This window comes from Pseudomonas oryzagri, assembly GCF_020831405.1.
Classification (GTDB): domain Bacteria; phylum Pseudomonadota; class Gammaproteobacteria; order Pseudomonadales; family Pseudomonadaceae; genus Geopseudomonas; species Geopseudomonas oryzagri.
This window is the reverse complement of record NZ_JAJHPU010000042.1, coordinates 228,602-241,982: the sequence shown is the minus strand read 5'-3', so window position 1 is coordinate 241,982 and position 13,381 is coordinate 228,602. Positions and strand designations below refer to the sequence as shown.

Sequence of the window (13,381 nt, the reverse complement as noted above, 5' to 3'; positions counted from 1 at the left end):
GTCGTGCGCCGGTGCGGTTTTCGCCGCGGTGGCGGCTCTTTTAGAATCGCGGCATCTAACGCAGGGATACCGAACATGGCAGGCAGTCAAATCGAACGCGCGCTGAGTCTTCTGGAGAGCCTGACCGCCGATCCGGGCGGCATGCCCATGCAGACGCTGGCCGACCAGCTGCACATCCCCAAGAGCGCCACCCACCGCATGCTCGCCGAGCTGATCCGCCTCGGTTACGTGCGCCAGGACCCGCAGACCAGCCGCTACCAGCTGTCCACCAAGCTGGTGGCGCTGGGCTTCCGCTACCTGGCCAACAGCGGCGCCGACGTGGTGCAGCCGATCCTCGACCGCCTGGCCGAAGAGACCGGCGAGCTGGTGCGCCTGGGGGTGATCGACGGCGAGCGGCTGACCTGGATCGCCAAGTCGCAGGGCGCGCGCGGCGGCCTGCGCTACGACCCGGACATGGGCCGCGACGCGCCGCTGTCCTCGACCGCCTCCGGCCACGCCTGGCTGGCCAGCATGAGCGACACCGAGGCGCTGGCGAAGGTGGCGCGGCAGGCGCCGGTCGACCCCGCCGAACTCGGCCCAAACGCCCCGCGCAGCGAGGCCGCGCTGCTCGAGCGCCTGCAGCTGGCGCGCGCGCACGGCTACGCGTGGGTGCTGGAAAGCTCGGCGGTGGGCATGGCCGCCATGGCCGCCATCGTCCGCCACCCGCGCACCCAGCACCCCATCGGCGTACTCAGCCTCGCCGGCCCCAGCGCCCGCCTGGGCGAGGCGCGCATGCACCAGCTCGCCCCGCGGTTGCTGGAAGCCAGCGAAGAACTGTCGCAGGCCAGCCAGGCGTCGGAGCTGTTTTCCTGAGGGGTGAATGATCCGCGTGGCACGTCACCGCCGGACGGCTGGGGGTGCCACGCACTGCGCTTTCGTAATCTTTTGCACGTTCCGCCTGACGGCGGGCTGGGTGATCCGAGCCCGATCATGAAGTCGATCAAATGGCCGGATAGTACTCAGAACTCCTCGATCTCGACGATGCCAGGGTCCATTTCCATCATGACCCGCATCAGCCAGGGAGTTTTGTTGATGAAGGCATACTCCCGGATCTCGACTTCATATTCCTTCCTTTCAAGACCCTCAACTCGATAAATGGCCCGGTAATTACAGTTGCAGGCGGTGAGGGATGGAACAATGCTTTTGTAGCCGAGTATAAGCTTGTTGCCACCTTCGACCTTGTAGTTGCCAAACAGCCAGGTTGTTCCGCAGTTTGGCGCGAGAACCGTGTTGATTATGGCGGTGTCTTTATTCCAGACGATTTCTCTGACGCCAGGGTGCTCGTTCGTGCCTCGCGAGCAAAAGTCGAACGAGAATCCAAGCTCTTCGGGTGCGTCATGCCAAAAGTATTCTTGTACGATCGTGGCGCCACCGACCAGGTGGAAGAAAAGTCCGGCGGCGGTCAGAGGTACAGCAAGGAGTAGGTACTTGAGTGCGCGCTTCATTCCTGCAAATCCCTATGCGTACGCTTGTTCAACAATGGGCGAGGGTAGCGTGGGGTGAAAAGAAAAGACAACGACGCTGCGCCCGTACACTTCAGTTCGCTTCGCAGGGCGCCCGCGGTGGCCTGCGATACGACCCGGACATGGGCCGCGACCGGGGCCTGATCCTAGCCGCAGCCGAAGATCCCTTTATCGGGACCGATACAACCCCGCGTTTATCGCGCGCGAAACGAAGTCAACGAATGGCGAGGTGAAGATGTCGTTGTGGTTGGGGATGATGTCGCCCGCGACCTTGACCACCATGATCGGACCCTTCGAGGCGTTGGCCGTGTCGCTCAGGACGGTGCGATAGGTTTCCTTGCCTTGCGCGTCGTAGTGCTTTATCGACCGGTAGTCGTACAACTCGGCAGAGTCCTGCACGCGGCGCTTGCCTTTGGCGATTTCGAGTTCGTCGTGGCTGAGCGTAGGGCAGCCATTCCTGCCGGCCGAGTTTTCGTATTTTCCTTCGAGGGTGAGGGAGTGCGTGACGTATTCGTCGAATAGCCCGAGCGGCAGCGTCCTGCGTTGGTCTGCCAGCGCGTAGTCGCCGCGCACGAAACTGTGCAGCTGTTGGGATAGCGGAAATATTCCGCCCAGCACCTCGTCTTTTTCCGACGTGGCGATGATGAACCTGGGGTGCGCTTCGCCAGCTTCTTGCTCGGCCTGGCCCTTGATCAACGCCGCGAGGGCGGTGTGCTCGTCGGCGGACAGGGCAGGATTGACCATGACGGCGACGTCCGCGACGAATGCGCTCTTGCCGCTGTCGGCCGCGTAGACCGAGTGTTGCATGATCGGCCTGAGCACCTTGTAGGTCAGCCGCGCGCCCAGACTGTGGGAGATGATCACGAACTTGGTTTTCGCCGGCGCCTGGCGATCGCGCAGCGCTCCTATCCTGCTGAACAGCTCCAGAAGAGCACCTCGCTCGCCCACGCGGTCTGCCGCGGATTGGCGGCCGAAAAAGGTCAGCGCCTTATTGAGCTTTTCGTTTTCGTATACGACTCCCGGCCATCCCACATATATCCCGTAAACCGCTCTTGGAGTGGTTCTGTTGGTTGATAGATAGGTCGACTGCATGATCGCCGTCGCCTTGAGCAGCTCTTCGAAGCACGCGACGTTGGAGTCGTTGGTGCTGGCGTTGTGATTCCAGCCATGGACATACAGAAGTATCGTCGTGTCACTCTGGCCCGTCCTGGCTTTCAGGTCGGCCAGCAAACGCTCGACCTGTGCGGGTTCGACAAAAAGACCATCGTCATTCAACTCGACGAAGGAAAGAGAGTAGCTGTACGGGGCGGCATCGCTCGATGGAAGGTTGCCGGATTTGACGGCGTAATTTTGCGTGGCGGCGGTTCGATAGAGGATCTGCCCGGGGTTGGTGGGTGGCATATACGACAGCACCGCGAAGGCCAGGAGCAGCAACAGGCCCAGACAAATTCCGGCCAGCAGTTTAGGCGTGCTCATTGGCGGTGGACCCGAGCGAGTGGGAGGGGATCGGAGTATTTCGCCCGTGCGGGCGGCGCAGCGGCAGGCGTTATGGGCAGGTCGCGTTTTCCGCCCGGTCGCCGTTCTGGAATGCGCCTCGCGGGTGGGGGAATCGGGCTGCTCTGCACCATGACGACAAGTCCCTCGGCGGGCGGTCTGCGGCAAGTATAGGAGCTGGCCGCAAGGTGCAGGCTTGACCATCCGGGCCGGTTCGTCGGGGCGCAACGTGCGACGGATTCGGCCTGGCCAGGGACCAGGCGAATTCCGTCCGCTACCGCGTCGTGACCGTTTGCCGTGAGGGAGCCGCCGCCCTGCAGAGCCCAGGGCAGCGCAGCGCCGGCTACTCCCTGCGCTCGGCCCGACTCATCTTGAGGATGCTGCCCTCGATGATCATCCGCACCTGCCGCGCCGTCATGGCGTGGCGCATGGTGAAGGTGGTGCCCTGCGTGCTGTTGCACACGGTGACGAGGCAGTCGCCGCTGCGGATTTCCTCGTTGATCTTCGGCATCGTGAGTTGGTCGCCGCACTGGATCGCGTCGTAGTCGGCGTCCTGTTCGAAGGTCAGTGGTACGATTCCGAAGTTGCACAGGTTCTGCCAGTGAATGCGCGCGAAGCTCTTCGCCAGCACCGCGCGTACGCCCAGGTAGCGAGGCGCGAGGGCGGCGTGTTCGCGGCTGGAGCCCTGGCCATAGTTGAGCCCGCCGACGATGAACGAGGGCGCGCCATGGCGCATCATCGCCCGGTCGTAGTAGTCCTCGTCGAGTTGGTGGAAGGTGAACCTGGCGATCGCCGGGATGTTGCTGCGCAGGGGCAGTACCTTGGCGCCCGCCGGCATGATCTCGTCGGTGGAGACGTTGTCGCCGGTCTTGATCAGCACCGGCCCGGCGAGGGTCTCGGGCAGCGGGTCGAGCTCGGGCAGCGAGGCGATGTTGGGCCCCTTGATCAGCGCGACCAGCCGGCCGTCTTCGGCCGGCGGGGCGAGGGCCTCCGTGTTGAGGATGTAGTGCTCGGGCTCCTGGAAGCGCGGATAGGCGAAATCGAGGCTGCGCGGGTCGGTGATGACCCCGGTGATCGCCGCGGCGGCGGCAGTCTCGGGGCTGCACAGGTAGACCTTGTCCTCCTGGGTGCCCGAGCGGCCGGGGAAGTTGCGCGGCATGGTGCGCAGGCTGATGCTTTCCGTCGCCGGCGCCTCGCCCATGCCGATGCAGCCGCCGCAGCCCGCCTGGTGGATACGCGCGCCGCGGTGGATGAGGGTGCCCAGGTAGCCCAGCGCGGAGAGGTTTTCCAGGATCTGCCGCGAGGTGGGGTTGACGTCGAGGGAGACGTCCGCGTGGACGCCGCGCTGTTCGAGCATCATCGCCACGATGGCGAAGTCGCGCAGTCCCGGGTTGGCCGAGGAGCCGATCACGCACTGGTGGACCGGCAGACCGGCCACCTCGCTGACCGGCACGACGTTGCCGGGGCTGCTGGGGCAGGCGATCAGCGGCACCAGGCTGGCGAGGTCGATCTCGACCTCCTCGTCGTAGCTGGCCCCCGGGTCGGCGACCAGCTCGACCCACGCCTCGCCGCGGCCGCGCGAGACGAGAAATTCCTTCACCGCACCATCGGACGGGAAAACGCTGGTGGTCGCGCCCAGCTCCGCGCCCATGTTGGCGATGACGTGGCGGTCCATGGCGCTCAGGCCCTGCAGGCCGTCGCCGTGGTATTCGAAGATCTTGTCCACGCCGCCGCTGACGTCGAAGCGGCGCAGCATCTCCAGGATGACGTCCTTGGCGCTCACCCAGTCGGGCAGGCGGCCGGTCAGGTGGACGCCGACGATGCGCGGCATCCTGACGTGGAAAGGCTCGCCGGCGATCGCCAGCGCCACCTCCAGCCCGCCCGCGCCGATGGCGAGCATGCCCATCGAGCCCGCCGCGCAGGTGTGGCTGTCCGAGCCGAGCAGCGTGCGACCCGGCCGGCCGAAGTGTTCCATGTGCACCGGATGGCTCACCCCGTTGCCCGGCCGGCTGTACCAGATGCCGAAGCGCCGACAGGCGCTCTGCAGGAAGAGGTGGTCGTCGGCGTTCTTGAAGTCGGTCTGCAGCAGGTTGTGGTCCACGTACTGCACCGAGACTTCGGTCCTGGCGCGGTCGAGCCCCATCGCCTCGAGTTCGAGCATCACCATGGTGCCGGTGGCGTCCTGGGTGAGGGTCTGGTCGATCTTCAGGGCGATCGCTTCATCCACGACCATCGTTCCTTCGACGAGATGCGAGGCGATCAATTTCTGGGTGACGTTCTGCGGCATGGGGCGCTCCTGAAGGAGAAGGCACGCGATATTCCCCTTAATGAAATCCCCGTGCGGCAGTCCCGTAAATGGCCGCGCCTAGATCAATCCGGCCTATCCAATACGGATGTAGGAGTGCTTATCGACTAGCGCCTGTGGAGTGCCGCGGCTCGACCATGCAAGTGCGTGGCGGTCAATAGCGACACCCTGCCAGTTGCAAGGCTGGCAGGAAGTGTCGTGGGGGAGGATATTCCCAAGTTTCCAGGTAAACCGCGTTTCAGTGGTCGACCTGAGCATCAAGATCAGCCCTTGCTCCAGGTGCCCGACCCGCCGAACTGGCTGATGAGCGGTGGCCCTATGCCTATACCGGCGCCGACAAGGGTGCCAATCGAAGTCGAGCCGCGCCAGAAGTGGAGCGATGCGCCTACGGTTACCGGCATTAGGTGCCAGCTGCAGTCACCGAGCAGTTCTTGGGGGGACAGGCTGAAGGTGGTGTTGGGAGCCGCTCCGGCGAAGATGCCGGTGCCTGGAGCGCTACCGCCGCCAGAGCCGTGGAATTGCATTATCTCGCCGCTTGCATAGGTCAGGTAGCATTCGATTCTGATATAGAACGCTGCCCAGTAATCGAAGCGATAGGTTTTGATCTCATATTCGGTCGTTGCCTCCACAAGTCCCGCTGGATCGACGGTGCCCGGATACTTTTCGGCGAACATGCGCTTGTGTTCGAGGATCTCGGCGTTTCTTTGTTTGCAAATCTGCGCGGCGATTTGATCGACCGAAGGTTGGGTTTGAGTTTCCATTGTTGTTGCTCTTGCATGGGTGTATGTAACTACTGCATTGCCCGGCGGACGAGCGTGGGCATGCACATTTACCCTAGCATCAGTCGTTTTGGTGTACAGGAAAGTGCAAGACGTATCCGAAATAGAGCAGATCTGAAATCGCGATATTCAACTTGTCTGGCGAAATTAAACCCGGGGGTTGAAATAGAGGAGTAACGCTAAATGGAAATGAGTTAATCGCTTCGGAAATATCGGTGGTGAAAAATGGCACGAATCGCAATACGTCCGTGCTCTCAGTCGCGGCAATCCCTTATAGGCGCGACGCCGGAGTTTCGAGGAGGCGGAGCGGCTTACCCCATGGATGGCGCATAACGGCGCCCAGCCCTCCAATCGCCCGCTCAGGCATCGCGCAACAAGTCGTGCGCGTCGAGCAGGCGCCAGGCGATCTCCGGACGTTTTTCCAGGCCGCGGCGGATCGCCGCCGGAATCGACTGGCGGGTCTTGCGGCACAGGCCGAGCTGGTCGTCGAGCTGGATGGCGATGCCGCGCATGGTGCGCACTTCGTTGAAGCCGGGGGCGACGTGAACGCGGATTCCCAGTTGCTCGTAGAGCCGCCGCTGCATGTGCTCGAGGTCGTCGAGGCTCTGGATATTTTCCAGGCGCTCGAGCAAGCGTTTTTCCTCCTCGCGGGTCAGGCGCAGGACGCGCAGGTCGGCGGCCGGATCGTCCAGCAGCCGTTCGCGCCCGCAGATGCAGGCGCCGGGCGGGCAGGGCTGGCGGATCGGGAAGGGCATGGTCATGCCTCCGATCATAGCGGCCGGCGCCGGCCGTTGCCCATGGGCTGGTGGGCGTCGAGCGAGTCGCCCAGTCGGGAGTCATCGCGCCGCCTCCTTAATCGCGCGCCCAACCGCCCGCATGCTCCCCCCGCGGCGTCTGCGCCCGTGGCGACCACTGTTCGCTGATCGCACGGACTTTGTGTCGGCGCGTCTTGATGGAAAATGGAACAAGGTTCTAAATAACGCCACGGCACTCGGCAGGCGATGTCGACAACGGCAACGCGACCGGGGGCCGCTCACAACAACAAGAGGAACCTGCCTTGGCCGAGCCACTGCAAATCGCCCTGATCGGCGCCGGCGTCATGGGACGCCAGCACTATCAGCACCTCAAGGACCTGCCCGAGGCGCGGCTGTGCGCCGTCGCCGACCCCGGCCCGCAGGCCGCGGCCTTCGCCGGCGAATGCGGCGTGCCGTACTTCGCCGACCACCGGCGGATGCTCGACGAGGCGCGCCCGCAGGCGGTCATCGTCGCCAACCCCAACGCCCTGCACGTCGCCACCGCGCTGGACTGCATCGCCGCCGGCGTACCGGTGCTGCTGGAGAAGCCGGTCGGCGTGCATCTCGACGAGGTACGCGAGCTGGTCGCCGCATCGGCTGGCAGCGGGGTGCCGGTGCTGGTCGGTCACCACCGTCGCCACAATCCGCTGATCGCCCGCGCCCGCGAGCTGATCGGCGAGGGCTGCCTGGGCCGCCTGACCACGGTCACCGCGCTGTGGCAGCTGCAGAAGCCGGACAGCTACTTCGACATTCCCTGGCGCCGCGAACCGGGTGCCGGGATGCTGCTGACCAACCTGATCCACGACCTCGACCTGCTGCGCCATCTGTGCGGCGAGGTAACCGAGGTGCAGGCGCTGACCAGCAACGGCGTGCGCGGCTTCGCCAACGAGGACAGCGCAGCGGTGCTGCTGCGTTTCGAGAGCGGCGCGCTCGGCACCCTGACCGGTTCGGACGCGGTGGCCGCGCCCTGGAGCTGGGAGCTGGACTCCGGCGAGAACCCGATCTATCCGCGCCAGCCCGATCAGCCGTGCTACTTGCTGGCCGGTACGCGCGGGGCGCTGAGCATCCCGCAGCTCAAGCGCTGGCACTACGCCGAGCCCGGGGCCGGCTGGCACCAGCCGCTGCTGAGCAGCCAGGAAAGTTTCCAGTCCGCCGAGGCGCTGCGCCGCCAGCTCGAACACTTCGTCCGCGTCGCCCGCCGCGAGCAGGCGCCGCTGGTGAGCGCCGCCGATGCCGGCAACACCCTGGCGCTGATCGACGCCATCCATCGCGCCGCCGAGACCGGCCGCGCCTGTGCCCCCGAACCGATTTCCGCCGAATAGGAAGAAGACCGCCATGAGCGAACGCAACCTGTCCCTCGCCGCCCTGACCGTGCTCGAGCTGTCGCCGCCCGATATGGTGGAAGTGGCCGCCCGTGCCGGCTACAGCCATGTCGGCCTGCGCCTGGTACCGGCCACCGCCGAGGAGCACCACTTCCCGCTGGTGGCCGACGCCGGCCTGCTGCGACAGACCCAGGCGCGCCTGCGCGATACGGGCGTCAAGGTGTTCGATATCGAGATCCTGCGTCTCAAGCCCGAGACCGTGGTCGCCGACTTCGAGCCGGTGCTCGCCGTCGGCGCCGAACTGGGCGCCAGCACGGTGCTGGTGGCCGGCAACGATCCCGACGAGGCGCGGCTGACCGACAATTTCGCCGCCTTCTGCGACCTCGCCGCCGGCTTCGGCCTCTATCCGCACCTGGAGTTCATGCCCTGGACCGACGCCAGGGACCTGGTGCAGGCCATGCGCATCGTCGACAACGCCGGGCGCAGCAATGGCTGCGTGCTGGTCGACGCCTTCCACTTCAACCGCTCCGGCTCGCGTCTGGAGGACCTGGCGCGGCTCGATCCCGCGCGCATCCACTACGCCCAGCTGTGCGACGTGGCCGGCCCGGTGCCTGAGGACATGGCCGAGATCCTCCGTCAGGCGCGCAACGAACGGCGTTTCCCGGGCGATGGCGATTGCGATCTGCTGGGCTTGTTGCGCGCGCTGCCGGTCGATCTGCCGCTGAGCCTGGAAATCCCCACCCGCCAGCTCTACGAGCAGGGCGTCGGCGGCCTGGAGCGCGCGCAGATCGCCATCGACAAGGCGCGCACGCTGCTGGCTCAGCTCTGAGCGCAGCGGCACGACAGTCCGAAGCCGCCCGCCAGACGGACGGCTTCGACTGCCTGCGCAAGGTTTCAACAACCGACTAACTCGGACTGTTCATCCGGGTCTGCGCGTTCGCCTGGGTGATGTTGCTGCCCGGCGGCACACTGTGGGTCAGCCAGACGTTGCCGCCAATGCTGGAGCCCGCGCCGATGGTGATGCGCCCGAGGATGGTGGCACCGGCGTAGATCACCACGTCGTCCTCGACGATGGGGTGGCGCGGCTGGCCCTTGACCAGATGGCCTTCCTCGTCGGACTCGAAGCGCTTGGCGCCGAGGGTCACCGCCTGGTAGATGCGCACGCGGTTGCCGATCACCGCCGTCTCGCCGATCACCACGCCGGTGCCGTGGTCGATGAAGAAGCTCGCGCCGATCTGCGCGCCGGGGTGGATGTCGATGCCGGTAGCCGAATGCGCCAGCTCGGACGTGATCCGCGCCAGCAGCGGCAGCCCGACCTTGTAGAGATGATGGGCGATGCGATGGTGGATGATGGCGGTGATGCCGGGGTAGCACAGCAGCACCTCGTCGACGCTGCGCGCCGCCGGGTCGCCGCTGAAGGCGGCCATCACGTCGTCGTCGAGCAGCTGGCGCAGCTGGGGCAGGGTGAGGGCGAAGTCCTGCACGATATTGCGGGCCTGGCGCTCGATGTCCGCGCTGGGCCGCAGGCCATGGCCGAGTTCCAGGCAGATCTGCTGCAGCAGGACATTGAGGGCGGCATCCAGGGTATGCCCGACGTAGTAGTCCTCGCTCTCCAGACGCAGGTCGGCAGGGCCGAGGAGCATGGGGAACATGGCACTGGACAGCGCCTCGACCACTTCGCCCATGGCCTTGCAGGATGGCTGTTCGCGCGCGTCCGGCTCGCAGGTGCGACCATGCCGGGCCATCCATTCACTGCGTGCGCCGCGCAGCCGGGCGACGATACTTTCCAACTGCCAACCGTTCTGATGCAGTACGGCCAGCTTGAGATGCTGATCGAGCATTATCTTTCTCCGGAAATGGGGCTTGCTCCCGCGCGGGCGGGGAGCCGTGTGACACTCCCTCTCCTTGATGCTGTCCTGTTATGAGGGTAGGTCAGAAAGTTGTCAGTCGCTGCCCGCGCTGTATCGACGTTGCAACCGCTGACGGACGGTTGGCGTTACTCGGTGGACTGGACTGTTGCGTAAGGGATTCTTCTGCGTCTGGGGTGGACAGGCCCGTCGCGTCCGACAGGCGAAGCTGGGGAGTTTGGCGACCTTCGGGTGCGCTGGGAGGAGGCGGTGGTCCTCGATTTCCGGCCCGCGTCAGCGCCGATGCACCGAAACCCCGGCGGCGAAGGTTTCGCGCACGGCGCGGTCGTCGCCGAGGATCATCAGGGCGAACAGGGTTTCCAGCAGGCTGTTGGTCTGCGCCAGGCGGTGTGCGAGCAGCGGCGTGGCGCGCAGGTCGAGGACCACGAAGTCGGCATCCTTGCCCGGCTGCAGGTTGCCGATGTGCTCGTCCAGATAGAGCGCGCGGGCGCCGCCGAGGGTGGCCAGGTACAGCGCCTTGAACGGGTCCAGCTTCTGGCCCTGCAGCTGCAGCACCTTGTAGGCCTCGTTGAGGGTCGCAAGTGGCGAAAAGCTGGTGCCGGCGCCGATGTCGCTGCCCAGGCCGACGCGCACGCCATGGCCTTCCAGTTTCGCCAGGTCGAACAGGCCGCTGCCGAGGAACAGGTTGGAGGTCGGGCAGAAGGCCACCGCCGAGCCGCTCTCGCCCAGGCGCCGGCACTCGGCGTCGCACAGGTGGATGGCGTGGGCGAACACCGCGCGCGCGCCGAGCAGACCATGGTGGTCGTAGACGTCCAGGTAGCCGCTGCGCGCGGGGAACAGCTCCCGTACCCACTCGATCTCCGCAAGGTTCTCGGCCAGGTGGGTGTGCAGGTAGAGCCCCGGATACTCGCGCAGCAACCGCGCGGCCAGGTCCAGTTGTTCCGGCGTGCTGGTGGCGGCGAAGCGCGGCGTCACCGCGTAGTGCAGGCGGCCCTTGCCGTGCCAGCGCTCGATCAGCGTCTTGCTCTCGTCGTAGCCGGAGGCGGCGCTGTCGGTGAGCTCTTCGGGCGCGTTGCGGTCCATCAGCACCTTGCCGGCGATCATGCGCAGGCCGCGCCGCTCGGCTTCGGTGAAGAAGGCGTCCACCGACTGCGGATGCACGGTGCAGAACACCAGCGCGGTAGTGGTGCCGTTGCGCAGCAGCTCGCCGAGGAAAAACGCGGCCTGCTCGCGGGCGTGCGTAGGATCGGCGAAGCGCGCCTCGGCGGGGAAGGTGTAGGTCTGCAGCCAGTCGAGCAATTGGGCGCCGTAGGAGGCGATCACGCCGACCTGCGGGAAGTGGATATGGGTGTCGACGAAGCCGGGGACGATCAGCGCGTCCGGGTACTCGCTCACCGCCACGCCGGCTGGCAGCTGGGGCAGCAATTCGGCGGCGTTGCCGATCCGCGCCACCTTGCCGTTCTCGACGACCAGCAGGCCGTCGGCGAAGTACTGGTACGAGGCATCGTTGCCGACCTCGCGCGGATCGGCCAGGCAGTGGAGCAGGGCGGCGCGGTAGGCTTTCATAACCTGGCTCATATGGCGTTCTCCCTGTCGGCTGGCAGAATTGGCTTTTCCTAGATAAGTGATGGCCACGACGTGCTCTCGTGCCCTGACGATAGCGTCAGGGCGGGTCGCCCAGCGGTTCGGATCATGCTTGATTTAATCGTTATTTTTTCCTTAATGTGATTTGTAATTGAATTTTTGATCGATTAATCAAATTTGCACGGTGAGGTAAGGACAAGTGGCGGACTGGATCGGTTACCGATGGTTGGCAGGTCATTACGGCATATCGCCGGTCCAGGCATTCCGTACAGACAGTGCCATCGCCAAGTCGCGCTCCACTGTGCGGGCCGATGGTTACGTTCACCAGTATTACACCCCTGCCGTGCGGCCTGCGCCAACCTTGGCGGGCCACCTGACTTTCGCGCTGAAGCATGAAGGTGTTCACTTGGAGTTTCTGGCGCGCTTATTCGAGGTTGTGCCGCAGGATGAACTGGAAACCTGGATTGCCGCCGAACCGACAGGCCAGTACGCGCGTCGCGTGGGCTTCTTTTACGAGTTCCTCACCGGACGTGTGCTGGCCTTCGCCGGTGTGACCGCCGGCAATTATGTCGCCGCTCTGGATGAAGAGCGCTACCTCGTGGCGCAGGAGCCGATCAACAATCCACGCTGGCGGGTACGGGACAACTTGCCGGGCACGCGGGGTTATTGTCCGCTGGTCTTGCGCTCCGAACGGGTGCGCGAGGCCGAACAATATGATTGCGCGCGCCAACTGGCCGATCTGGAAAGCGAATTCGGCGCTGACATTCTCTGGCGCAGCTCTGTGTGGCTCACCATCAAGGAAAGCCGGGCCAGCTTCGCCATCGAGCATGAAGAGCAGTACGACGACAGGGTGAAGCGATTCGCCGCGGTCATGGAGCGTTACTGCGGCCAGTACGAGGAGCCTTTGGCGGCCGAGACTCTGGGCGAACTGCAGCGGCAGATCCTTGGCCCTCGGGCGACGCGTTATGGCATGAGGCGCTCGCCGGTATTTGTTGGCGAGGTCGATGGTTTCGCCGAGGTAGTCCATTACATAGCGCCACACTGGAACCAGGTGCCGGGATTGCTGTGCGGGCTCTCGGCTTTCGCCGAGCGAACCGTCGGAGCCCCCGCCTTGGTTCGTGCCGCGGTCGTGTCGTTCGGCTTCGTTTACATCCATCCGATGGCCGATGGGAATGGGCGAATTTCACGCTTTCTTGTCAATGACGTGCTGCGGCGTGACCGGGCGATACCGGAGCCGTTCATCCTTCCGATCTCGGCCACCATCACCAGCACGGTAATCAATCGCCGCGGTTACGATCATGTTCTCGAGCTGTTCTCGCGCCCCTTGCTGCGCAAGTATGCCGATGCCTGGCGTTTCGGCCGCGAACAGCTGGCTGAGGATGGCGTGCGCTATAACCTGCAATTCGACGCCTATGAGGACGCCTTGCCGGCCTGGCGCTACCCCGATATGACCGATCACGTCGAATACCTGGCGGATGTCGTGCAGTTGACGATCGAGCAGGAAATGCGCAAGGAGGCGAGGTATCTGCGCAGCCTGCGCGCGACCCGGGAGCGGGTTAAACAGGTGATCGAAGGTCCGGACAGCGATATCGACCGGATCATTCGTTCGGTGCGGGAAAGCGGAGGAAACATCTCCGGCAAGCTGCGCAAGGAGTTCCCTCCGCTCGAAGACGAGGCGCTGGCGGCGAAAGTGGTCGAGGCGATCCGTTCGGCAGCCGATACTGCCATCTGAG

At 65.0% G+C, this 13,381-nt stretch carries 11 protein-coding genes; 4 read left to right on the top strand and 7 right to left on the bottom strand.

What is annotated here, in order from left to right; translation table 11 throughout:
* The first annotated feature begins 75 nt into the window (after positions 1-75).
* Positions 76-852, top strand: coding sequence for an IclR family transcriptional regulator (locus LMJ29_RS16110; protein WP_229606543.1), 777 nt, complete (start codon positions 76-78; stop codon positions 850-852).
* Positions 853-998: 146 nt separating this feature from the next.
* On the opposite strand, the gene LMJ29_RS16105 is transcribed toward LMJ29_RS16110, so the two are convergent.
* The 5 genes from LMJ29_RS16105 to LMJ29_RS16085 form a co-directional block, all read right to left on the bottom strand.
* Complete coding sequence (locus LMJ29_RS16105; protein ID WP_229606542.1) at positions 999-1,484, bottom strand: hypothetical protein; 486 nt, start codon at positions 1,482-1,484, stop codon at positions 999-1,001.
* Between the two features lie 186 nt (positions 1,485-1,670).
* On the bottom strand, positions 1,671-2,978 hold the full coding sequence (locus tag LMJ29_RS16100; RefSeq protein WP_229606541.1) for an alpha/beta hydrolase family protein: 1,308 nt from the start codon (positions 2,976-2,978) through the stop codon (positions 1,671-1,673).
* Between the two features lie 361 nt (positions 2,979-3,339).
* A complete protein-coding gene (locus tag LMJ29_RS16095; RefSeq protein WP_229606540.1) occupies positions 3,340-5,283 on the bottom strand; it encodes an aconitate hydratase in 1,944 nt (647 codons plus the stop codon).
* Between the two features lie 281 nt (positions 5,284-5,564).
* Entirely contained in the window at positions 5,565-6,062 is a 498-nt protein-coding gene (locus LMJ29_RS16090) for a hypothetical protein (RefSeq protein ID WP_229606539.1), read from the bottom strand.
* A 377-nt stretch (positions 6,063-6,439) separates the two neighbouring features.
* On the bottom strand, positions 6,440-6,841 hold the full coding sequence (locus LMJ29_RS16085; RefSeq protein WP_229606538.1) for a hypothetical protein: 402 nt from the start codon (positions 6,839-6,841) through the stop codon (positions 6,440-6,442).
* 296 nt (positions 6,842-7,137) lie between these two features.
* Between LMJ29_RS16085 and LMJ29_RS16080 the strand changes: the two genes are divergently transcribed.
* Both LMJ29_RS16080 and LMJ29_RS16075 read left to right on the top strand, forming a co-directional pair.
* Positions 7,138-8,196, top strand: coding sequence for a Gfo/Idh/MocA family protein (locus tag LMJ29_RS16080; RefSeq protein WP_229606537.1), 1,059 nt, complete (start codon positions 7,138-7,140; stop codon positions 8,194-8,196).
* Between the two features lie 13 nt (positions 8,197-8,209).
* Positions 8,210-9,025 carry a sugar phosphate isomerase/epimerase family protein gene (locus LMJ29_RS16075; RefSeq protein ID WP_229606536.1) on the top strand — a complete coding sequence of 272 codons (816 nt, stop codon included), beginning with the start codon at positions 8,210-8,212 and terminating at the stop codon, positions 9,023-9,025.
* Positions 9,026-9,101: 76 nt separating this feature from the next.
* Here LMJ29_RS16075 and epsC read toward each other — a convergent pair whose 3' ends face one another.
* Positions 9,102-10,037, bottom strand: coding sequence for a serine O-acetyltransferase EpsC (gene epsC, locus LMJ29_RS16070; protein ID WP_229606535.1), 936 nt, complete (start codon positions 10,035-10,037; stop codon positions 9,102-9,104).
* Positions 10,038-10,337: 300 nt separating this feature from the next.
* Positions 10,338-11,642, bottom strand: coding sequence for a guanine deaminase (gene guaD / locus LMJ29_RS16065; RefSeq protein ID WP_229606534.1), 1,305 nt, complete (start codon positions 11,640-11,642; stop codon positions 10,338-10,340).
* A 205-nt stretch (positions 11,643-11,847) separates the two neighbouring features.
* Here guaD and LMJ29_RS16060 point away from each other — a divergent pair, with 205 nt between their 5' ends.
* Positions 11,848-13,380 carry a Fic family protein gene (locus LMJ29_RS16060; protein ID WP_229606533.1) on the top strand — a complete coding sequence of 511 codons (1,533 nt, stop codon included), beginning with the start codon at positions 11,848-11,850 and terminating at the stop codon, positions 13,378-13,380.
* Position 13,381 lies beyond the last annotated feature (1 nt).

Bases quoted from the DNA above. Each gene is read 5' to 3' on its own strand.
- LMJ29_RS16110 (WP_229606543.1), top strand. From the start codon at position 76: ATGGCAGGCAGTCAAATCGAACGCGCGCTGAGTCTTCTGGAGAGCCTG.
- LMJ29_RS16105 (WP_229606542.1), bottom strand. From the start codon at position 1,484: ATGAAGCGCGCACTCAAGTACCTACTCCTTGCTGTACCTCTGACCGCC.
- LMJ29_RS16100 (WP_229606541.1), bottom strand. From the start codon at position 2,978: ATGAGCACGCCTAAACTGCTGGCCGGAATTTGTCTGGGCCTGTTGCTG.
- LMJ29_RS16095 (WP_229606540.1), bottom strand. From the start codon at position 5,283: ATGCCGCAGAACGTCACCCAGAAATTGATCGCCTCGCATCTCGTCGAA.
- LMJ29_RS16090 (WP_229606539.1), bottom strand. From the start codon at position 6,062: ATGGAAACTCAAACCCAACCTTCGGTCGATCAAATCGCCGCGCAGATT.
- LMJ29_RS16085 (WP_229606538.1), bottom strand. From the start codon at position 6,841: ATGACCATGCCCTTCCCGATCCGCCAGCCCTGCCCGCCCGGCGCCTGC.
- LMJ29_RS16075 (WP_229606536.1), top strand. From the start codon at position 8,210: ATGAGCGAACGCAACCTGTCCCTCGCCGCCCTGACCGTGCTCGAGCTG.
- epsC (WP_229606535.1), bottom strand. From the start codon at position 10,037: ATGCTCGATCAGCATCTCAAGCTGGCCGTACTGCATCAGAACGGTTGG.
- guaD (WP_229606534.1), bottom strand. From the start codon at position 11,642: ATGAGCCAGGTTATGAAAGCCTACCGCGCCGCCCTGCTCCACTGCCTG.